This window comes from Patulibacter medicamentivorans (genome assembly GCF_000240225.1).
In the GTDB taxonomy this organism is placed as follows: domain Bacteria; phylum Actinomycetota; class Thermoleophilia; order Solirubrobacterales; family Solirubrobacteraceae; genus Patulibacter; species Patulibacter medicamentivorans.
The window spans coordinates 1-20,649 of sequence record NZ_AGUD01000319.1 but is presented as its reverse complement, the minus strand read 5'-3'; the positions used below and the strand labels follow the sequence as shown (position 1 = coordinate 20,649).

18 protein-coding genes are annotated in these 20,649 nt (G+C 70.6%); 11 read left to right on the top strand and 7 right to left on the bottom strand.

The window, feature by feature from the left end; translation table 11 throughout:
• Positions 1-99: 99 nt before the first annotated feature.
• The gene (locus PAI11_RS23045) at positions 100-1,137 is read right to left on the bottom strand and encodes a peptidylprolyl isomerase (protein WP_170320777.1); all 1,038 of its coding nucleotides are present in this window, start codon (positions 1,135-1,137) and stop codon (positions 100-102) included.
• Between the two features lie 416 nt (positions 1,138-1,553).
• On the opposite strand from PAI11_RS23045, the gene PAI11_RS23040 reads away from it, so the two are divergent.
• The 6 genes from PAI11_RS23040 (at position 1,554) to PAI11_RS23015 (ending at position 10,344) form a co-directional block, all read left to right on the top strand.
• On the top strand, positions 1,554-2,234 hold the full coding sequence (locus PAI11_RS23040) for a hypothetical protein (RefSeq protein ID WP_040601488.1): 681 nt from the start codon (positions 1,554-1,556) through the stop codon (positions 2,232-2,234).
• Between the two features lie 101 nt (positions 2,235-2,335).
• Entirely contained in the window at positions 2,336-3,187 is an 852-nt protein-coding gene (locus tag PAI11_RS27660) for a hypothetical protein (RefSeq protein WP_244406592.1), read from the top strand.
• Positions 3,188-3,212: 25 nt separating this feature from the next.
• Positions 3,213-3,629 carry a hypothetical protein gene (locus PAI11_RS23030; RefSeq protein WP_040601487.1) on the top strand — a complete coding sequence of 139 codons (417 nt, stop codon included), beginning with the start codon at positions 3,213-3,215 and terminating at the stop codon, positions 3,627-3,629.
• 676 nt (positions 3,630-4,305) lie between these two features.
• Positions 4,306-6,453: a WD40 repeat domain-containing protein gene (locus PAI11_RS23025; protein WP_138974513.1), complete on the top strand. Its 2,148-nt coding sequence runs from the start codon at positions 4,306-4,308 to the stop codon at positions 6,451-6,453.
• 13 nt (positions 6,454-6,466) lie between these two features.
• Positions 6,467-9,538, top strand: a complete 3,072-nt coding sequence (locus PAI11_RS23020) for a hypothetical protein (RefSeq protein ID WP_138974512.1) — start codon at positions 6,467-6,469, stop codon at positions 9,536-9,538.
• A gap of 353 nt (positions 9,539-9,891) precedes the next feature.
• Positions 9,892-10,344: a hypothetical protein gene (locus tag PAI11_RS23015; RefSeq protein WP_138974511.1), complete on the top strand. Its 453-nt coding sequence runs from the start codon at positions 9,892-9,894 to the stop codon at positions 10,342-10,344.
• A 241-nt stretch (positions 10,345-10,585) separates the two neighbouring features.
• On the opposite strand, the gene PAI11_RS23010 is transcribed toward PAI11_RS23015, so the two are convergent.
• The gene (locus tag PAI11_RS23010) at positions 10,586-11,308 is read right to left on the bottom strand and encodes a TetR/AcrR family transcriptional regulator (protein WP_244406590.1); all 723 of its coding nucleotides are present in this window, start codon (positions 11,306-11,308) and stop codon (positions 10,586-10,588) included.
• 240 nt (positions 11,309-11,548) lie between these two features.
• Between PAI11_RS23010 and PAI11_RS23005 the strand changes: the two genes are divergently transcribed.
• Positions 11,549-11,959, top strand: coding sequence for a hypothetical protein (locus tag PAI11_RS23005; RefSeq protein ID WP_007579325.1), 411 nt, complete (start codon positions 11,549-11,551; stop codon positions 11,957-11,959).
• Between the two features lie 25 nt (positions 11,960-11,984).
• Here the strand turns inward: PAI11_RS23005 and PAI11_RS23000 are convergent, their stop codons facing one another.
• Together PAI11_RS23000 and PAI11_RS22995 are read right to left on the bottom strand one after the other, a co-directional pair.
• Positions 11,985-12,683 (bottom strand): TetR/AcrR family transcriptional regulator, encoded by a 699-nt coding sequence (locus tag PAI11_RS23000; protein ID WP_007579315.1) that lies wholly within the window; start codon positions 12,681-12,683, stop codon positions 11,985-11,987.
• A 157-nt stretch (positions 12,684-12,840) separates the two neighbouring features.
• A complete protein-coding gene (locus tag PAI11_RS22995; protein ID WP_138974510.1) occupies positions 12,841-13,398 on the bottom strand; it encodes a hypothetical protein in 558 nt (185 codons plus the stop codon).
• A 105-nt stretch (positions 13,399-13,503) separates the two neighbouring features.
• Between PAI11_RS22995 and PAI11_RS22990 the strand changes: the two genes are divergently transcribed.
• Entirely contained in the window at positions 13,504-14,526 is a 1,023-nt protein-coding gene (locus tag PAI11_RS22990) for an SDR family NAD(P)-dependent oxidoreductase (RefSeq protein WP_081488609.1), read from the top strand.
• Here the strand turns inward: PAI11_RS22990 and PAI11_RS22985 are convergent.
• Positions 14,457-15,602 (bottom strand): hypothetical protein, encoded by a 1,146-nt coding sequence (locus tag PAI11_RS22985; RefSeq protein WP_007579307.1) that lies wholly within the window; start codon positions 15,600-15,602, stop codon positions 14,457-14,459. The genes PAI11_RS22990 and PAI11_RS22985 overlap by 70 nt on opposite strands.
• Before the next feature lie 233 nt (positions 15,603-15,835).
• Here PAI11_RS22985 and PAI11_RS22980 point away from each other — a divergent pair, with 233 nt between their 5' ends.
• A complete protein-coding gene (locus tag PAI11_RS22980) occupies positions 15,836-16,792 on the top strand; it encodes a lipase family alpha/beta hydrolase (RefSeq protein WP_007579306.1) in 957 nt (318 codons plus the stop codon).
• Between the two features lie 96 nt (positions 16,793-16,888).
• Here the strand turns inward: PAI11_RS22980 and PAI11_RS22975 are convergent, their stop codons facing one another.
• A complete protein-coding gene (locus tag PAI11_RS22975) occupies positions 16,889-17,926 on the bottom strand; it encodes a hypothetical protein (RefSeq protein WP_007579305.1) in 1,038 nt (345 codons plus the stop codon).
• Between the two features lie 60 nt (positions 17,927-17,986).
• Complete coding sequence (locus PAI11_RS22970; RefSeq protein WP_007579304.1) at positions 17,987-18,730, bottom strand: hypothetical protein; 744 nt, start codon at positions 18,728-18,730, stop codon at positions 17,987-17,989.
• A 286-nt stretch (positions 18,731-19,016) separates the two neighbouring features.
• Between PAI11_RS22970 and PAI11_RS22965 the strand changes: the two genes are divergently transcribed.
• On the top strand, positions 19,017-19,547 hold the full coding sequence (locus PAI11_RS22965; RefSeq protein ID WP_007579303.1) for a Fur family transcriptional regulator: 531 nt from the start codon (positions 19,017-19,019) through the stop codon (positions 19,545-19,547).
• Positions 19,548-19,629: 82 nt separating this feature from the next.
• Positions 19,630-20,649 (top strand): RNA polymerase sigma factor (locus PAI11_RS22960; RefSeq protein ID WP_040601483.1); only part of this gene is annotated, 1,020 nt, incomplete at its 3' end.

Sequence of the window (20,649 nt, the reverse complement as noted above, 5' to 3'; positions counted from 1 at the left end):
GGGGGGGGGGGGGGGGGGGGGGGAGTGAGTCCGTTCGAGGCATCCACTCGCGGTGCTGAGCGCCATGGCGCCCAGCACCGCCGGACCGCTTGAAGCCCGCTAACGGGTGGGACGCGCGGCTGAGCTTCCGCACTCCGGAACGCCCTTGCCGATCGCTCGATCGCAGGTGGTCCGGGCGCGTTGTGCTGCGATTGCCTTGCGCTCCCAGGCCCCGACGACCTCGCCGTCTCGCTCGGTCGTCAGCGCGGCGCGGAGTTGCGGGCGGATGTCTCGAAGCGGCGGAACGACCTCAGGGAAGACCCGCTCGATGAGGATGACGCTGTAGCGGCCCTGGAAGCGAAACGGTCCGGCGAACTTGCCCTTCGGGGTCTTGAACACGGCTCGCTCGGCCGCCGGATCGGGAATCGAGCCGAGGCGGACCGGGGCCATGCGACCACCGGCCTGGCGGTTTCCGGGATCGTCGGAGTACTTCGCGATGACCTTGTCGAAGGGTGTTCCTTGGTCGAGCGCCCTGCGCGCGGCTGTCGAGCGCCCGAGCGTGTTGCTGATGACGACTCTGATGCGACGGAACTCAGGTTGGCCGATCTGGTCTCGGCGCGTTCGGTACGCCTTTCGAAGATCTGCATCATCTACGGGTGTCAGGTGAGCCTGCTTCACGATCTCGGCACGCACCCCCTCGTCCAGCAACATGTTCCGGAGATCGGCTCGCAAGAACGCTTCGTCAAGACCGGTGAGGCGTTCGAAGGCGGCGAGGTATCGGCGGCCGCTGATCGTGGTGTCCAGGTAGCGTGGCCACGCAGCGTCGACATCAGCGTTGTTGACGGTGACGTTGAGTCGGCGGGCCTCCTGTTGCACACGCACCGCCTTGAGTAGCGAACCGATCGCAAGCGTGCGCACGAAGTCCGGCAGCAGCTTGCAGCGCTGGAGCAGCACCTTGTCGGGAAGGGATCCTCCCGAGCGACCACGCTCGCTCTCGAGGCAATTCCGGTACGGCGGCCGGAGGGTCAGGAGCTCTGGCGAAGCTTCGGCCAATAGCGGTCCTCCGGTCCGAGGGCGGCGCCGCACCGTCGCGCGGAAGGTCTCGAAGGTGCGTCGCTCGTCGTAGCTTCGCCGAGCGATCGTGACGCCGTTCGTCATCGCTGCCGCGTCTGCGGGGAGCCCGGGAGGCCCTTTGGGATCGTCCTGGCCGCCGCACCCGGAAACAGCGACGATGACCAAGAGGAACGCAGGCGTGAAACAAGAGCGTCTCATGGGACGAGGGTAGCGCGGGCGACGTGTCGAGGGGGTTCTTTGGTCGGTGGCCGCGACGTGGCTGGGGCCGGGGCGTATGTCCGTCCGGCCGTTGGTCGGAGTTGCATTCGCCCGAGATTCAAGTCCAAAACAGCTCTATGTCCAGAGCGACGCGCCCGGCACAGCGCGGTACTGCAAGTCTTCTGCGTGAAGCGCGCGGCGCGCGGGAATTTAGACTTGCGTGAGCAGACGCACATATGTATGTTCAACTTCCCCGATCAAGCGTGGCCTCGGGGCCACACGTCAGAGGAGCAGGTATGTCTGTGAGGAGCAAGCTGGCCATCGGTAGCGCCTTCGCGGTGCTCGCACTGGGCGCAGGCGCGAGCAGCGCCGGTGCCGTGGTGACGATCAGTGATGGCAACGGTACGCCCGGGTTCAACGGCGACGGCACCGGGCAGTACTTCGACATTCAGGGCGGCGCCGCCGTCGAGTGTGCCAACGTCGCAACGACGGACGGCACGATCGACTCGCCGTCGAGCCCGGCGAAGGTGTCGTTCACGCCGAGCTACACCAACTGTCAGGCGTTCATCGGTGGTACCTACACCGCGAGCGTGACGACGGTCGGCAAGTGGGCGATCCAGGTGAAGAGCAACACCGATCCGGGGCCGGCCTACGAGGGCAACATCACGCTGCCGGCGGCGGGCGGATCGAACGTCATCCGGATCAACGTGCCGGCGATCAGCTGCACGATCAACGCGACGCTCGGGCAGACCTTCTCGGACGGTGCCGCGATCAGCAACTGGGGCGGCTCCGGCGGTGCCTCGAACCAGGTCGGCTACGCGCAGAACTCCGGCAGCGATGTTGAGATCTTCGCGCAGGTCGGCGACGTTGCGGTGACGGACACCGGTTGCCCGTCGTCGGTCGGTGCGTACGGGTTCTACGACTCGATCGATCCGAGCACGGGCGACGGCGTCTTCGGGCGCGCGATCTCGATCGCGCCCTGATCCGAGGCGGCTGAGCAAGCGGATTCTCTGAGGGCGGGGCGCAACTGCGCCCCGCCCTTTCCAGTTTCAAGAGCGCGAGGTGGATGATGCAGGTCAGAAAGATGGTTGCGATCGCCGGCGTCGCCGGGTCGCTGGTCCTGGCGGCCGGAGCGCAAGCGGCCGACCCGACGGGTGATTGGGCTGACTTCAAACGCTGCCCGCTGTCGAATCCGAGCACAGATGTCTGCGTGTATTCGCAGGTGACTTCGGGCAGCTTCAAGCTCGGGACGTCGACGGTGCCGATCGGCGACACGATCACGCTCCAGGGCGGCTACGAGTTGGACCCTGACACCGGCGCGACGACTTGGATCAATGCAGAGGGCGGGCCGACGTTGTCTGCGACCCCGCTCGACGTTCCCGGCGGGCTCCTGGGGCTCCCTGACACGACCGGTTGGCCCGGCTGGCTGCTCGATCAGTTCGAAGCGGCGGTCTCGAGCGTCAACGCGGTGACGGCGACTGCCGAGTTGGCCGGCCCAGTGCAGTTCAACCTGAACAACTACTTCGGCGAGTCAGGCACGGCGATCACCCTGCCGCTTCGCGTGAAGCTGAGCAACCCGTTCCTCGGGAACAACTGCTACATCGGGAGCAACTCGGATCCGGTGCTCCTGCAGTTGACCTCGGGCGCGACGAGCCCGCCGCCGCCGAATACCAGCATCAGCGGCCAGCTCGGCTCCGTGACGGTGCTCTACCGGGGCCGATTGATCAAGAACGACGGATTCCGTCTCGTAGACAACGCCTTCCGGGCTCCGGAGGCGGACGGCTGCGGCAACTTCTTCACCAACTGGCTGCTCGATCCGGCGGTCAACCTGAAGCAGGGGCTCCCGTCGTCCGCCGGGAAGAACGCGGCGATCATGGAAGGCAACCAGAAGATCGGCAACGTGCTCAACGTTCGCGCGAGCATCCCGACTAGCTGAGGTAAACGAAGTCGCATCAACTGCGGTGGTCGAGGTGATCGCCACGACCACCGCGGTTGCTCGGCTCTTGGCAAGTGGGTTCATCATGTCTATTTGGAGCAAGCTCGCGTTGACGGTCTGGGTCGCTGCGACTGCATTCGTTGCTGGTGGTTCGGCCGCCAGTGCTGCAGTGACGTTCAGCGACGGAAACGGCACGCCCGGATTCGTCGGTGATGGTGTCAATCAGCACTTCGACATCCAAGGCGGTCCCAGCTTCAAGTGTGCCAACGTCGATATCACTGACGGGACGATCGATTCGACGTTGAACCCGGTCCGGGTTTCGTTCACACCGATCTACTCCAATTGCCAGGTATACCTCGGTTCGCCCCACCCGGTCGTTGTCGCGACCATCGGCGAATGGACGCTGCAGGTGAACGATGTCAACGACGCCGGTCCACTGTAAGAGGGTACCCTCAACCTTCCTCCGAGTGGTGGTTCCAACAAGCTTCGAATCACTACGCTTGGATGCACGATCAACGCGACAGTCCCGCAGAGCTTCACCGACGCCGACCCGATCGCCTGGGGCGGCATTGGCGGCGCTCCCGACCAGGTGATCTACGCGCGGGCTTCCGGCCCTGACGTTGAGTTCAGGTGGCAGTTCGGCGACATCGCCGTGTCGGGCTCGGGGTGCCTGTGGGCAGTTGGTCCATATGCGTTCGTCGACTCCGTCGATCCGATCGCCAGCAACGGCATCTTCGCTCGAAACCTTCAGCTCACTCCATGACTGCCGGCTGCGTATCGCGGCTCCGGTAGGGGGCGATTGGTGGCGGTGGCAGGTGCCGCGCATGTGCTGCGAGGTGAAGCAAGGCGGGTCGGAAACAGCGACGACCGGGTGAGCTCCCCTGCGGCTAGGGCCACGTGCATTGAGAGTGGTTTCCTTCGGGCCTGAGAGACAAGCTTGCGTCCATTGTCTACGGCCTGTAGCGTGGCCTTATCGTCCTTCGCGCATGTGCGTGGACATGGAGAGGAGAGAAATGTCTGCGAGGAGCAAGCTCCCCGTCAGCCTGGCCGCAGCGGTGGTCCTGGGAGCGTCGCTACCGGCTGCCGCCCTGGCGGCTGACGGTCGAGGCTACGAGTTGGTGACGCCGGATCCGAAATACGGATCCTCTGCTGGCGTGGTCCTAGAGGCCGGCGGTGGTCAAGCGCGTGCCTCGTACGCCGTCGCGGCCGCGGACGGGAACCGGCTCTTCTTTCAGGCCACGGGTCCGATGGGTACGACTGACAACGGTTCGACAACACCGAACGGCTCGGTTCCGCACTCGGCGGGTCGTCGCAGCTCCGGTTGGTCGATCCAAGGTCTGCTCCCGCAGATCCCCGCCGACCAGGTCTACGGCGCCGGAGACCTGGCCACCTACTGGCTGCAGACGTCGGGCGATGGTCGCGCCGCCGCGTTCTCCTTCGCCGCACCGATCGGTGGCGCCTACGACTGGCAGGATCCGACTCTGCAGACGAATCCGGGCCGGATCGTGCGGCTCGGCGCGGCGGACGCCCCGGTATGGCTCAGTCGGCCTGTGACGGGCTCACGTCCTCCCGTGCCCGGCGTCTCCGGCCTGCGGATCGCGGGGGCGAGTCCTGATCTGCGGCGGGTGTACTTCACGAGCCTGAGCACGCACGTCGACGGCGAGCCGGCTCGGGGAACCACGATTCCCCGTGTCTATGTCTACGACGATGGGACGGTACGGAACGTCGACGCTGACAGCGGCGCAGCGACAGGCGCGTCGGCAGCCGGGATCAGCCCTGGGACACGGACTGAGTTCCGTACGCCAGACGAGACGCGGAACCAGGTGTCCGCCGACGGCAGCCGCTTCGTCTACGTCGCACCGAATCCGTCGAGCGTCGCTGCGAGCGTGCCCAAGCAGGTCTACGTCTACGACGCCGACCTCCATGAGTCCGTTCTCGCTTCCCGCGATCAGCACGTCGATCCAGACGGTGCCGCTGCGGCGCCAACGGGTGTGGTCAAGATGGCTGCGACCGGCGAAGCGCTCGGCACGGCTCAGGCGACGGTCGCCACGGCGAATCGACAGGGCAACTCGGTGGTCTTCCAGAGCAAGGGGCAACTGACCGCCGACGCCCCTGCGGACACCACCCTGAAGGCATACCGATTCGACATGGGAACGAAGCACTTGACCTACCTCGCGGGGGCCTCCGGCCTGATCTTGCACATCAGCGACGACGGGCAACGCGTGCTCTATGTCACGTCCGGGACGGCGGGTCGACAGCTCCGCCTCTGGCAGCCGAGCGGCAGTCGGACGCTCGGTGACGTCGGCGCTGCGGCCGGCTATGTGGGGGCGGTTCGCGCGACTGCTGATGCCTCGGTCTACGTGTTCCAGACGAGCGCGGCGCTGCGTGGTCAGGCCGACCATCCAGCGGGAACGGATCAGGTCTACCGCTACGTGGTCGATGGGGACTCGCTGACGTGCCTCAGCTGCGGTCCCAACGCTTCAAGCGCTCGTCTGTCCAACTACAACCGGCGCCCCGGAACCTCGGAGACCCACACGGCGAACGCGTTGCGCGACGCACGCGGCGCGTCGGATGATCTGTCGAAGGTGTTCTTCGACACGGAGACCCAGCTGGCGGGTCCGGAGGAGAACGGCGCGGTTCGCGATGTCTACGAGTGGACAGCCGACGGGATCCAGCGAATCTCGACAGGGCGAAGCGACCTGCCGACCTACTACCTCGACAGCAGCGCCGATGGATCCTCGGTCTTCATCGCGACGGCGGAGGGCATCTGGCGACGTGACACCGATGGCAGCTACGACATCTACGACGCCCGGATCGGCGCTCGCCCGGAACCCGAGGAGGAGCCGCCGGCGTGCCCGGATGGCGCTGATTGTCGCGGGCAGATGGCCGATCCACCCTCGGTCACGAAGCCGGGGAGCGACCTGCTCGCGCCGCCGTCCTCCGGCGCTCAGCATCCGCTCGCCCCTTCCGCGCCTCGCCTGACCATTCACGGGGTCCGGCGGGCGAATAGATCCGTCACGCTTCTTGTCGTGGTGCCGGGTGCCGGACGGCTGAAGGTGTCGGGAGCCGGTCTCTCGACGCGATCGATGAAGGCTCGGCGCGCCACGCGTTACACCGTGCGCGTGTCGTTCACGCGGGCGACTCTTCGCCGGCTCGCGCGTGGCTCGCACGTGGTCCTCCGTGCGCGCGTCACGTTCACGCCCACGGTGGGTAAGCCGACCGCCGTGCGTCGCACGATCACCTACCGGGCGCGGACCCGCGCGTAGTCGAAGGAGAACGATGAACATGATGCTTCGACGCTTCGCCGCAGGTGCGGCAACTACGATCGCCGTGATCGCGGCCATGGTGGCCGCTCCTGCGGGCGCGGCCTTCGGGCCCGACCAGGCGACCTTCGTGGCGACCCCGAGCAGTACCTCCGCCGCTGCACGGGATGACTTCCGGGTCGCCTTCGAGATGAACACCAACGCGGCCGGGCACGCCGACGGCTTCGTTCGTCGCCTTGAGACGACGCTGCCTCCGGGGATGATCGGGGACCCCACGGTCGCAACGACGTGTCCGCTGGTGAAGGTCAAGACGCCTCAGAACGGCGCGTGCGAGCGAAGCGCGGCCGTTGGCTCTGCCGATCTCGTGATCGACTTCGATCCTGATAAGCCGGCACCGAACCCGACCCGCTACACGAGGCCGATCTATCGCATTCCGGCTGCGCCCGATGCTGCAGCATCGTTCGCCTTCCAGCCGTTGACTACGGTCACGGTACGGCTCGACGCCGTCGTATCCCCCTCAGGGGGGTATCGCCTTCGGGTGGTCGGCGACGGTCTCTCGGAGGGCTATCCACTTCTGTCCGCGGCTCTGACCCTTTGGGGCGTGCCGGCCGACCACCGTGGTCCGGATCCCAGCCAGCCGCCCGACGGGTACGACGACGCGAGCAAGCCGGTGGGCGTCGCGAGCGAGATCCAGGCCAACAACAAGTTCCGGACCTTCGATGGTCCCGACGCCGGCCCCCGGCTGGCCTTCATGAGCAACCGCACGCGGTGCGACATCGACGACAGCACGCGACTCCTGATGTGGAGCTGGCCGCAGAACGGACCAAGCCTCCAGGCGGAGGTCATGACGCCCTACCCGCGGATGACGGACTGTGCCGGAGTGCCGTTCGCCCCGACGATCGACGTGCGGCCGACGGCGACCGGCGCCGGCAAGCCGGCCGGCTACGTGGTCGGCATCCGTCTGCCGCAGTCCGATGATCCAAGCGCGCGCGCCACGGCTCACCTGAAGGACGTGACGGTCACGCTTCCCGAGGGAACGGCGATCTCGCCGCCGGTCGCCCACGGCCTCGAAGCGTGCAGTGATGCCGCATTCGCGCTTCATGAGGACACCGCGGTTCAATGTCCGGCGGCGTCGAAGATCGGCTCGATCAAGATCGCGACGCCGGTCCTTGATTCGGATGACCCGGCGAATCCCACCGCTGACGGGATCATCAAGGGCGAGGTCTACGTCGCCGAGCAACGATCGAATGATCCCGCGTCGGGCGACATGTACCGGATGTTCGTCACAGCGAAGGCGCCGGGCGTACTCGTGAAACTCGCAGGCAAGATCTCGGCGAACCCGAGTACCGGGCAGCTCACGACGACATTCACCGACAACCCCGAATTGCCGTTCTCCGCCCTCGAGTTGACGCTCGATGGCGGCGACCGAGCTGCGTTGGTCAACCCCATGACATGCGGAGAGAAGACGGCGGCAGCCAAGCTTGCCTCGTGGGCGGGACAAGTCAAGGACGTCAGCTCCACCTTCACCATCGACCAGGACTGCCCTACTGGGGCCTTCGCTCCGACCTTCGAGGCCGGGACCACGAGCGCCATGGCCGGCGCCTTCGCGCCGTTCACGATGACCATCCGCCGCAATGACGGCGACCAGGACCTGAGCCAGATCGGCCTGGACCTGCCGCCCGGCCTGCTCGGCGCGCTGGGCAGCGTCCCGCTGTGCGGCGAGGCACAGGCCGCCGCCGGCACCTGCGACGAGTCGACCCGCGTCGGTTCGACGACGGTCTCGGCGGGCACCGGTGGCGCTCCCTACTCACTCCCCGGCAAGGTGTACCTCGCCGGCCCGTACAAGGGTGCACCGTTCAGCATGTCGATCGTCGTGCCGGCGAAGGCCGGGCCGTTCGACCTGGGGTTGGTCGTGGTCCGGTCGCCGCTGCAGGTGGACGCGAACAAGGCCAAGGTGGCCGCGCCCGCCGATCCGCTGCCGCGGATCGTGGGGGGCGTCCCGCTGCACCTGCGGATGGTGAACATCGCGCTCGATCGCGCGGGGTTCATCTTCAACGCGACCAGCTGCCAGCCGATGGCGATCGGCGCAACGCTGCAGAGCACGGCGGGTGCCACCGTTGCCGCCTCGAGCCCCTACCAGGCTCAGGGCTGCGACAAGGTCATCCTCGATCCCAAGCTGTCGCTGAAGATCACCGGCGGCAAGGGCGAGATGGGCAAGTTCAAGCACCCGGGCGTCGAGGCGGATCTGTCGCAGGCCTTCGGGCAGTCCGGGCTGAAGAAGGTCCGCGTCAAGCTGCCGGTCAGCCTGGCGCTCGACACCGCTGCGTCGAACAAGCCCGGCGCGCTGTGCGAGCCGGCCGGGGCCGCGGCGCGGAACTGCCCGGACAGCTCGATCGTCGGGCACGCCGTGGCGGAGACGCCGGCGCTGCACGAGCCGCTGAAGGGCCCGATCTACTTCGTTCGCGGTGAGCGGATCGAGAACGGCCAGGTCCGCAAGACCCTGCCCGGGCTCTACATCAAGCTCGAGGGCGAGGGCGTCCCGCTGGACCTCCACGCGACGTCGTCCTTCACCGCCACGAAGCCGCAGCTGCTCGAGGCGACCTTCGACGACATTCCGGACGCTCCGATCAAGAGCTTCCGGATGACGGTCAACTCGGGCAAGGGCGGCATCCTGCAGTCGGCGAAGGGCGTCTGCGTCCAGCCGAAGGTGGCCACGGTGACGTACGAAGGTCACACCGGCGGGTCGCGAGTGCGACAGCTCGAGGTCCCGGCCCCCGATTGCGGACTCCAGATCGCGAGCGCCTCCGCCACCCAGCGGATGGTGACGCTGCGAGTCACCGGCATCGGCGCGGGACGCTTGGAGCTCACCGGCTCGCGCCTGAGCAAGTCGACTCGGACGGTCAACAAGGCCGACACCGCCAGCATCAAGGCGATCATGACCCGCTCGACCCGGCGCTCGCTCGCGCAGGGCAAGACGGTCAAGGTCGCGCTGGCGGTCAAGTTCCGTCCCACCAAGGGCAAGGCGGTCACGTTGAAGAAGACGATCACCGTCAAGGGCAAGAAGGCCAAGGCCAAGAAGAAGCGGTAGCCCGGCCCCGCACCAGCCGTCGCGCCGCCGGGAGACCAGCGGTTCGGCCGGGCCGTCGCGGAGGGACGATCACGTCCGGGATCGTCTCTCCGCCGGTGCCGGCCGACACCTCCGGGGCATCCGGTGCCGGCGGCTCGTCGCTCGGTGTGACACGGTACTTCCGGGGCAACCCGACAACGACCGTCCCGCCGCCATCGCAGATTCGGGTTGAGACGCCCCGAGTCACCCCAAATCGACCGTTTGCCTACGACATCCGACCAAAAACGGTTGCTCTACTTGGGCCGGTCGGCTAGCGTGCCCGAAAGACGGCGGCGTTCCCAGCCGTCGTGCCAGGGAGAGGGAGCGGAGAGAGCATGACGAACGGCCAGGACCGTATGTCGGCTGGTGACGGGCTGCTGGAGGTGTGGGAGCGGGCGTTTCTCGCCGGCACCACGTGGCGCCCCTCGCTGTACGACGGCATGAATGCGATGGCGCGCCTGCTGCAGGAGGACGCCCAGGCGGCGGAGCGCTGTCCGCTGATCGGACTCACCGGGGCGCGGTCATCCGACTTCGCTCGCGATCGCGAGCAGGCCCGCGAGCGGGTTCTCGAGGTGCTCCACCAGCAGTGGGCGAAGTGCCACTCGGCACCAGCGCCCAGCCTCTACTTCGAGGTCTTCATCGGCGAGATGGCCTCGCTCGTCCACCAGCGCCTGACGGCCGGTGGCGGCTACGACGACCTCGCGCAGGCGGCGGTCGGGATGTGGGGCCCGAACGGGGCTCGCGAAGCGTCGCGCTCGGCCGCCGCGGCGCAGCCCGCCATCAACTGACGGTTTGCGGGACGGCGGACCGCCGTCGGGCTGCCCACCTCAATCCGATTCGCGATCGACCGCGCCGAACGGCGCGGTCGGTCCTCCTGCGACGGTCGCGCGAGGCGAGGCGAGCAAGCGATCAACTCAATGACCTGGCCGCGCAGCGACCCGGCGACGTGGCCGGCGCGACGACCTACCCGCAGCGACCCCGGGCGAGCGACGGTCGTGCGGCCCCCGGGCGCGCGGCGCCCGGTGCGAGCTACGCCGACGTCGTCGGCGTCTGCTGGCCCGAGCGCTGGGCCTCGAGCGTCTTGCGGACGCTCTGCCGCGTCGCCTCGGCCGCCTCGAAGCCGAGGTACGGCAGGGTGATCGCGTGGACGAGGTCGGGGACCAGCTCCTCGAGCTCGTCGGTCTCGCCCCGGACGACCCGCGTGTAGAGGACTTCGGCGATGCCGCCGACGATCGTCTGAGCCGTCAGCGGGTTGACGTGCTCGGCGCCCGGCAGGTCGGCCGTTCCGCGAACGACGAGATCGGCGAGGAACTCCATCGTCTCGTTGCGCTTGGCGATCGCCTCCTGGCCCGCGGCCAGGATCTCGACGAGCGCCATCTCGGCCCGGGCCGGATCCTCGGCGAGGAAGTGGGTCAGGGCGCCGATGCAAGCCGTTGCGCGGCCGATCGGGTCCTCGCCCGTGTCGAAGGCATCCTTGACCGTCTGGCGCAGCTCCTGCGCGACCTGATCCACGCAGGCCAGGAAGACGGTCTGTTTGTTCGGGAAGTAGTCGTAGAAGGTGCGTCGCGACACGCCGGCGGTGCTGATGATGTCCTCGACGGACATCTCGCCGTAGCCGGCCACGCTGGTGACGTCGATCACCGCGCGGAAGATCCGCTCCTTCTGGTTGCGGACCACCACCTCGCGGGGGATGCCATGACGCCCTGCAGGGAGCTGGTCGGCTCGCCGACCATGATTGGCGCTGGTGCTCACGGCCGCGAAGGCTAGCGGTTGGCGCGGATTCCAGCGACGTGTGGGCATCACAGCGGTCGGACGATCGGCCACAGTGTCCGACTGACGTTCGTTGAGTCTGGGCCGGCGGGGCGCAATCGGCGGTTGGGTCGGAGGGCTCGGACGAACGGCCATCATTCGGCTCCGGACTTGTGACACAGATCTGTGTGGGATACGGTGCGCAGGCTGCGGATCGCTGGTAGGGGGAGGAGGAGCGTTGAGATGGACCTTGCTGACCCTCGTCCGGGTAGCGGCGAGCTGGGGGCGCTGATCACGGCCTGGGAGCGAGCCTTCCTATCCGGGGCGACCTGGAGCGGGTCGCTGATCGCCGGCATGGGCGCGTTGGCCGAGACCCTGGAAGCCGACCCATCGGCCGCGGACGCCTGCGTCCTCACGCGCGTCCCCGATCCCGCCGAGGCCGCCCTGATCTGGCACCGCGAGCTGGTGCGGGCGCGGATCACCGCCGCCTTGCGCAGCCAGTGGGAGCGCTACGGCGAGCACAGCGTCCCCAGCGTCTACTTCGAGATCTTCGTCGGCGCGATCTGCACCGCGCTGCGCGATCGCGTCGACCGCGGTGGCGGATACGACGAACTGGCGACGCTCGCCCTCGAGCTGTGGGGCGGTGCGCGGTAGGCGCCGCCCCTGCCCGCGCCGCCGGTCAGCGCGCGGCGGCCTGCGCGACCTGGGCGTCGACTGCGCTGCTGCGTGCCGCGGCGGCGCCGTCGGGGCCGGCGTACGGCAGGAAGATCGCGTAGACCAGATCCGGGATCGCGTCGCGGAGCTGGTCGAGCTCGCCGCGCAGCACGCGGGCGTAGATGACCTCGTGGATCCCGCCGACGATCGTCTCGGCCGTCAGGCTGTTCGCCGGGCCCGAGAGCAGGGCGACGCCGTCGTCGATCAGGGTCGCGAGGCGCCGCATCGTGTCGTCGCGGCGGGCGACGGCCTCGGAGCCCGCCGCGAGGACCTCGACGACGCACATCTCCGCCATCGCGGGGTCCGAGGCCAGCCGGTCGATCAGGACCGTCAGCGACGCGGTCGTGCGGGCGATGACGTCGTCGGCGCTGTCGAACGCCGCTCGGACGTCGTCCTGGAGCCGTCCCACGGCGTCGTCGTAGGCGGCGAGGAAGGCCGCTTCCTTGTTGGTGTAGTGGTCGTAGAACGTGCGACGCGAGACGCCGGCGGTGCTGATGATGTCCTCGACCGACATCTCGCCGTAGCCGGCGACGCTGGTGACGTCGATCACCGCGCGCAGGATCCGCTGCTGCTGGTTGCGGACGACCGCTTCGCGCGGCAGCCCGTGGCGACCCGCCGGAAGCTGGTCCGGCCTTCGACCTTGAGGGCTGCCGTTCTTCAACACGCAAGAAACATATACGTGTTGCGGGACACTGTAGATGTCCGTACCGATTCGCACCCCCCGGACGGGGGGCACGTTGGTGCGCGGAGCGGGATCCCGACCGGAGAGCGAGCGGTCCGCCGGCGTGGAGTCGGGGCGGCCTGGCGCCGCCCCGACGCGCTCAGGCCGGCAGGTAGCCCTTGCCCTGCTTGCGGATCCGTCCCTCGCGCTGCAGCTGCGGCAGCAGGCGGAACAGGACGTTGACCGGCACGTCCATCTTCGTCGCCAGCTGGTTCGCCGTCATCCCCGGCTCGGCGGCGATCTGGGCGACCGCGTCGGCGGCATGGGACTCGCCGGGATCGGCGGGCGCCGCGGTCGACGTCGTGCGTGCGGCCGCTTTCGCCGCGGCCCCCCGCTTCGGCGCCTTGGCGTTGGCGCGCGGCTTCGCGGCGGCGCGCGGACGCGCGGACGCGGGCTTCGCGGGCGCCTGAGCGGCGGCCGCCGCGGCAGCCGCGTTGGCGGCGGTCGAGCCGGGGAGCGGGAATGCGCTCACGTGCTCGGCCGCGGCCTCGGGATCGAGCGTCTCGATCGCCTTGCGGAGCTGCTGCAAGGCGTGGAACTCATCGACCAGCGGCCGGAGCTCGGCCAGTCGCTCGTCGATCTGCTTCTGGAAGTCGTCGATCAGGTTCAACGCGTGGACCCCTCCGGTCTGTGAGGGCGACTCGGCACGTGTCGTCATCGGTTTGGGGAGCACGGTACCGCCTGGAGCGGTCGCGGTACGTCCGGATCGTCGGCGGACGCTTCTCGGCCCAAGAAGCTACTCGCAGTAGCTATCGTAGGGGGCATGCCGCGCACCTCGCGTTCCACGGACCTGCTCGGGGCCGTCGCCGGCGGCCTCGGCCCCGGCTCCCGGCGGGCCCTCGACGACCTCCGCCATCGGGTGATGACGACGGCCTCGCGGACGCCGACCACGCCGGCCCGCCTGGCTCGCCGCCTGACCTCCGGGACGCTCGAGGACGCCGTTCGCGAGCGGGTCGTCCTGATCACGGGCGCATCGTCGGGAATCGGCGAGGCGACCGCGGTGCGGCTCGCCGGCGCCGGGGCGACGGTCGTGCTGGTCGCCCGCCGCCGGGCGGAGCTCGAGCGGGTGCGCGACCAGATCGTCGCCGCCGGTGGCCGCGCGTCCGTCCATCCCTGCGACCTGACGGACCTCGACGCGATCGATGCGCTCGCGACCGCGGTCCTGGCCGAGCACGGCCAGGTCGACGTCCTCGTCAACAACGCCGGCCACTCGATCCGCCGGCCCGTGCACCGCTCCTACGACCGGATCCACGACTTCGAGCGGACGATGCAGATCAACTACTACGCCGCGGTCAAGCTGACCCTGGCGCTGCTGCCGTCGATGCGCGAGCGCCGCCAGGGCCACGTCGTCAACGTCCTCTCCGAGGGCCTGCTCGTCCACACCCCCAAGTTCGCCGCCTACCTGGCGTCGAAGGCGGCGCTGGACGAGTTCTCCCGCTGCGTCGCGGCCGAGGTCCGCCGCGACGGGGTCCGCTTCACGGGCGTCCACATGCCGCTCGTGCGGACGCCGATGATCGCGCCGACGAAGGCCTACCGCGGGGTCCCGGCCCTGCGCCCGCACGAGGCGGCGGAGCTGATCGTCGAGGCGGTCGTCGGGCGGCCCTACGCGGTCACGCCGCGTTCCGGCCACGCGCTCCGCGCCGCCTGGGCGGTCGCGCCCGAGGCGGTCGAGGCGGTCATCGGCCGCGTCGCTGGCGGGTCGCGCTTCGCCCCCGGTCAGGAGGCGCCCGCCGCGCCCGGCGACGACGAGCCGGCAGCGGTCGCCTCGGCCCGCAGCTCCAGGTAGTCGGCGCGGGCGGCGAAGGTCTCGCGCATCCGCCCCGTCAGCTCGTCGAGGAACTCCTCGCGGTAGCCGGAATCCATCAGGACGCTGATCGCGTAGTACAGGCCGGAGACCAGGCCGATCGCCGCCGCCACCCGCAGCAGCTCGTCCGTCAGCCGCAGCGGGACGCCGGCGACCTCCAGCGACAGGATCTGCGATCCGCCCGACTGGGTCCAGGCCCTCTGCGTCTCGCCGTCGATCACCAGCATCCCGAAGGCGACGAAGAAGCCGGTGACCGCCAGCGTCACCACCAGCACCTGCAGGCCGTGGCTGATCAGCAGCACCAAGCCGACGTTGGTCCGCTGGGCGCGGCGCAGCGGCGGTGCCGAGCCGGCGATCCCGGACTCGCGGACCGAGGTCTCCAGCAGCTCGACCTCGCGCGGGATCCGCGCGCCCAGGAAGGTCGCCGCGACGGCCGAGATCAGCAGCGCGACCGCGATCAGCGAGGCGTCGCGCATGTGCCCGAAGACCTGCCACATCTCGGTGTTGATGAAGAGCACGATCGCGAACAGGAGCAGCAATGGGATCGCGCGCGCCAGCAGCGACAGCGACAGCGCCAGCTGGCCGAGCATGTGACCGGTCGCCCAGAGCAGGATCGAGCCGACGCCGAAGCCGAACGTCAGCGCGACCAGCGCCAGCAGCGCGAGGTTGGCCAGCGCGGTCACGAGCGCGCTCGTCGCCTGGCCGTTGAAGATCAGCGGCAGCAGCGCCGGGACCAGCACGAAGCCCGCCAGCTCGGCCGGGCCGAGGTCCTCGGGGATCGCCAGTGCCGGGCGGCCCTTGAGCCGGTTGACCACGGCGACGGCGGCGAGCGCGAAGCCGACCGCGCCCGCGATCGCGGCCAGGTTGGCGAGCAGGGGCCAGTCGAGGTCGAGCGCGCCGAGCAGCTCCCCGACGAAGACCAGCGCCAGCAGCGGGAAGGCGCGGTTGAAGAGGTCCGAGTCCGCCGAGTAGTCCTCGATCAGCAGCGGCAGGCCCGCCTTGCGAAACCGCTGCTCGTAGTCGGCGAGGCGCTGCTCGCGGTCGGGGCTGGTGGGCACGCGGCCATTCCACCCGCCGTGCCGGACGTTGGGCGGTCCGCGTCGTGGGCTACTTGGTGAACAGATGTATCGACTTTGTCCTGGTGGCCGCTGTGGCAATGGGCGCGGAGTCGTCGATTCAGTTGACACATGTTCGCGTTTGCGGGTAGGTTGCGCGCGGCGTCGAAGCCGGCACGCGAACGCTGAACGGCTGCGCCGGAGGAGCACACCCCCGAGTCCCCAGGAGTCTCACCATGTCTCGCTTGAAGCGACGGCTGTCCGTCGTCCTGCTCGCCGCGCTGTGTGCGGTGGGCGTTCCCGCCGTGGCTGCGTCCGCGGCCACCGGTCCGCCGAATCCGAGCTTCGCCTCGGCCTTCGGCTACTCGGCGTTCGTCGACGCCGACGTCGATCCGCCGGGCGCCAACGACTGGTCCTGCCGGCCGTCGTCGCGCCATCCCGAGCCGGTCGTCCTCGTGCACGGCACGTGGGAGAACCGCTACGACAACTGGGCGTTCATCTCGCCAGCGCTCAAGGCCGCCGGCTACTGCGTCTTCGCGCTCGACTACGGCGACGAGGCCGACAGCGCGCTGGGCAAGATCCCGGCGCTCAAGGGGACCGGCGACATCCGCGAGTCGGCGAAGGAGCTGGCCGCCTACGTCGACCGCGTGCGCAGCGCCACCGGCTCGGCGAAGGTTGACATCGTCGGCCACTCGCAGGGCGGGATGATGCCTCGTCAGTACCTGAAGTTCGAGGGCGGGGCGGGCAAGGTCGACGCGCTGGTGACACTCGGCGCGACGCACCACGGCACGACCCTCAGCGGCATCGGCTCGCTCGGCAAGACGTTCGGGCTGCTCGGCGTCGCCGAGCCGCTCCTCGGGCCCGCGGCGATCCAGCAGGTCGTGGGCTCGGAGTTCCTGACCGCGCTGAACGCCGGCGGCGACACGGTGCCGGGCGTCCACTACACGGTGATCGCCACCAAGTACGACGAGGTCACCACGCCCTACGGGTCGACCTTCCTGACTGCCGGTCCCGGCGCGACGGTGAAGAACATCACGCTCCAGAACGGCTGCCCGATCGACTTCAGCGATCACCTGTCGATGAGCTACGGGCCGCGGACGCTGCACTACATCCTCAACGCGCTCGATCCCGCTCGGGCCGGCACGCTGCCGGGCATGCTCGCCCCTTGCGTGCCACGCGGGCCGGTTCTCTGAGTCGTCGAGGACCAGAGCTCGGTCCCCTCGTCGGTCGCCGCCGGGTCCTTCGGTCGGGCGGCGGCCGACGCCGCGGCACGCCGCCTGGCCGGTGGCTCACCGCACCGGCGGTCGCGGCCGGCGCGGTCCCGGCGCCTGTCCGCTGCGTGGCGGTGGCGGTGGCGCGGGTCGCGGCCGGCGCTGGGCCGGCAGCCTCTCGACCGCGGCCGGCGAGGGCGCGGGCCGCGTGTCGACCCCGGTCCAGGGGACCGCGCCGCCGCCCGTGCGGGTTGCCCCGCGGCCGACCAGCCGGGCCACCAGCGCCAGGGCGATGCCGGCGATCAGCACCGCGACCGCGGTCGTGCGCAGGCCGCCGAGCAGCTCGTCCCAGACCGTGGCCGCGATCTGACGATCGCTGCCGGGCGCCGTCCGGTCGAGGGCCGCCGCGCGCCCGACCCGCTCGGCCACCAGCACCGCCACCGAGGCCGCCGCGGCGGCGACGCCCACCGCCACGGCGGTCCGGCCGCGACGCTGGGCCAGGACGAGGGCGGCGGCGAACGACGCCAGCGCCAGCACCAGCAGCGCCAGGCCCAGGCGGCCGAGCTGCTCGGCGCGATCGGCCAGCCGCGCGCCGTCGGCACCGCGGTCCCACGACACCAGCTCGACCTGGCCCGCGTCCCGGAGCAGCGGTGCGAGGTCGGTGGGGATCTGTCCCAGCGCGCGGGCGATGAGCGCGCCGAGGTCGTCGACGGTGATCGTGATCCGCTGTCGCTGCGGGTCGAGCACCTGGGTCTGGGCGCGGCGGACCAGCGTCCGCCAGGTGCGCCGGAAGGCGGGGCTCGCAACCACCGTGGCCGCGATCGAGCGGATCCGCGGTCGTGCGCCGGCCAGCGCCCCGGGGGCGCGGGCGACGATCGCGTCGGTGATCTCTGCCTCGAGCTGGTGTCGGACATCGCCGCGCGAGAGCACCGCGGTCGCGTGGTCGGCGAACGCGTCGCGGTCGAGCAGGTTGCGGCGGCCGTGGTCGAGCGGCAGCGCCAGAAGCAGCAGGGCGGCGCCGATCGCCACCAGCAGCAGCGCCAGCGACTGGCGTCCTCGCCCGCCGCCGGCGTGGAGGCCGGGGGCGGCCTGGGGCTCGGCGGCGGGACGGAGCACCCGCCCGAGGCTAGCCGCTCGGCCGCCGCCGCTCGCCGGGTCGCCGGGCCGCGCCGGTGGTCAGCGGCGCCCGGCTCCGGGGGCCGGCGCGGTCTGCTGCGGGGCGTAAGCCGTCGCCGGCAGCGGCAGGACCACCGGCGGATGGTGGACGTGGTGCGGCGGCTCGATCGGCCGCGCCACGGTCCCGCCGGACAGGTGGTCGTCGATCATCACCGTCGCCCGCTCGTCGAGGACCACGCGGGTGTCGCACCACGGGCAGCGGTGATCGCCGCCGACGAGGACGTGGGAGGTGCAGGCCGTGCACCAGCCGCGCTCGATCGCAGTGTCCTCGAGCGAGGCGGGGTCGATGCCGGCGTTCTCGGCCACCGAGGCGCAGACGTGGGTCACCCGGGCGCCGTTGCCGGCGCGGCCGAGCGTGATCTGCTGGACGAAGCGGGGGCCGCGGGGCAGGTCGACGCCGAGCACCTGCGCCAGCCGCTCGGGCCCGAGCTCGACGAGCAGGTCGCCGAGGCGAGTCTGGAGCGTGCCCGGCAGCGGCACGTGGAGCGCCCCGAACGTGTCGGGGCCGTGGGTGATGATGTCCTCGACGCAGCCGCGATCGAGGAAGTGGGCGTGCTGGCCGCGGGTGGTCCGGAGGGCCACGATCGCTCCCAGCCGGCGGCGGCAGAGCCGGAATCGCTGGCAGGTCGCGTCGACGCCGTAGCGGGCGACGTGCTCGCCGAGGAGGACGGCGGTCGGCCTGATGTCGACCCGGTCGCGCGCCGGGACGGTCGAGGAGGGCGCCGTAGCGCGGGCTTGGGGCATGGCGGTGGTGGTGTGTCGAAACCGGGTGGCGTGCGGTGGCGACCGTCGCGTGGGGGCACGACCAGACGCCCGGTCGCCGCCAGCATACGTCGTCTCGGATCGAACGTCGAGGAATGTTTGGCGAGCCCATGGATCTGATTTCGCCTGGGATGCATACATCGTAAAGTAATGATCAGGGCAACATCGATCGCGGGTGCGCCAGACCGTCGTCGACGCGTCACGTCGGCGCTGCGCCAGGCAGGCGGCGCCGTCGCCGCCGGACCTGTCGCTGCGCTTCAATGGAAGGGTGAGCGGTTCGGCCACCACCGACACCGGCGAGCGTTGGCTGCGAGCCGCGAGCGCGGCGCTGCGGCGCGGCGGCCACCGCGTCGGCGGTGCTCGCGAGGCGGTCCTCGAGGAGCTCGCCGGCAGCGGCGGCTGCTGCTCCGCGGCCGAGCTCGAGCTGCGGCTGCGCCGGAGCCCGCGGCCGGTCGGCGACGCGACGGTCTACCGGACGCTGAACCTGCTCGGCGAGCTGGGTCTGGTCCAGCCGTTCGACCCCGGCGACCGGGTGATGCGGTTCGAGCTGGTGCTCCCCGGCGGCGGACACCACCACCACGCCGTCTGCGAGCGCTGCGGGGCGACCACGGCCTTCGAGGACGACGGCCTCGAGGCGGCGATCGCCCGGGTCGCCGAGCAGACCGGCTACCGGATCGACGCCCACGACCTGGTCCTGCGCGGCGCCTGCCCCGCCTGCGCGGCGCGCGAGCGCGAGGTGATCCCGGCCGCCGCTCGCCATGCCGGCGGCGAGGCCGGCGGCGGCATCGGGGACCGCTGACGCGGCGGCTCGCCACCGACCTGCGGGCTGCCAATCGGGCTGCAGGCTCGCCGCCGGGGCCGGGAACGCATAGTTTGTCGGCATGAACCCGCCCGCGACCGCGGCGGCGACCGCCGGTCGCCCGATCAGTGGGACTCGGCGCTCGGTGCTGCGGCTGGCCAGCGACGACGCGCTCGTGCGGCGCGTGGGCGCGGGCGACGCCGACGCCTTCGGCGAGGTCTTCCGGCGCTACCACCAGCCGCTCTACCGCTACTGCGCCGGGCTGATCGGCGACGGCGACGACGCGCGCGACGCGCTCCAGAACACGATGGCGCGGGCGATGATCGCGCTGACCGGGGTCACGCGCGAGATCGCGCTGCGGCCCTGGCTCTACCGGATCGCCCACCACGAGTCGATCAACCTGGTGCGCCGCCGCCGGCTCGACCTGGAGTTGGACGACAGCGCCCCGGCGCCCGGTCCGACGCCGGAGGACGCGGCGGTCGTCGCGGAGAGCTGGCGCGACCTGCGCGACGACCTGGCGGCGCTGCCCGAGCGGCAGCGGGGCGCACTGCTGCTGCGCGAGCTGGCGGGACTCGGCCCGGACGAGATCGGGGTCGCGATGGGCACGACGCCGGCCGCCGCGAGCCAGGCGGTGCACGAGGCCCGCGAGTCGCTGCGCGCGAGCGCGGTCGGTCGCGACACCGCCTGCGCGAGCGTGCGGATGGTGCTTGACGAGGGCGACGGGCGACGCCTGAAGTCGCGGACGATCCGCGGCCACCTGCGGTCGTGCCCGTCCTGCCGCGAGCAGGCGGCCGCGCTGCGGCTCCGGCGGCGGGTGCTGCCGGTGATCGTCCCGGTGCTGCCGGCCGCCGTCGCCGCGCGGTTGCTGGAGAGCCTGCAGGCTCACGATCCGTCGGTGGTCGGAGCGGTCGCCGGCGGCGGGGCCGGGGCGGCCGGTGGCCTGGTGCTCGGCGGTGGCGCGGGGGCCGGAGTCGGGACGCTCGGCTCCGGGCTGGCATCCCCGGCGGTCGTCGGGATGATGGCCGTCGTCGCGGCCGGGGGCGGAGCGCTCGCCGTCGGCGGCGGCGGGGCGCAGGTGGCGCCGCCTCCGCCGCCGGGAGCG

Excerpts from the sequence above, each read along its gene's own strand:
- PAI11_RS22980 (WP_007579306.1), top strand. The coding sequence starts at position 15,836 with ATGTCTCGCTTGAAGCGACGGCTGTCCGTCGTCCTGCTCGCCGCGCTG.
- PAI11_RS22990 (WP_081488609.1), top strand. The coding sequence starts at position 13,504 with ATGCCGCGCACCTCGCGTTCCACGGACCTGCTCGGGGCCGTCGCCGGC.
- PAI11_RS23045 (WP_170320777.1), bottom strand. The coding sequence starts at position 1,137 with ATGACGAACGGCGTCACGATCGCTCGGCGAAGCTACGACGAGCGACGC.
- PAI11_RS23020 (WP_138974512.1), top strand. The coding sequence starts at position 6,467 with ATGAACATGATGCTTCGACGCTTCGCCGCAGGTGCGGCAACTACGATC.
- PAI11_RS23015 (WP_138974511.1), top strand. The coding sequence starts at position 9,892 with ATGACGAACGGCCAGGACCGTATGTCGGCTGGTGACGGGCTGCTGGAG.
- PAI11_RS27660 (WP_244406592.1), top strand. The coding sequence starts at position 2,336 with ATGGTTGCGATCGCCGGCGTCGCCGGGTCGCTGGTCCTGGCGGCCGGA.
- PAI11_RS22995 (WP_138974510.1), bottom strand. The coding sequence starts at position 13,398 with ATGACGACACGTGCCGAGTCGCCCTCACAGACCGGAGGGGTCCACGCG.
- PAI11_RS23005 (WP_007579325.1), top strand. The coding sequence starts at position 11,549 with ATGGACCTTGCTGACCCTCGTCCGGGTAGCGGCGAGCTGGGGGCGCTG.
- PAI11_RS22970 (WP_007579304.1), bottom strand. The coding sequence starts at position 18,730 with ATGCCCCAAGCCCGCGCTACGGCGCCCTCCTCGACCGTCCCGGCGCGC.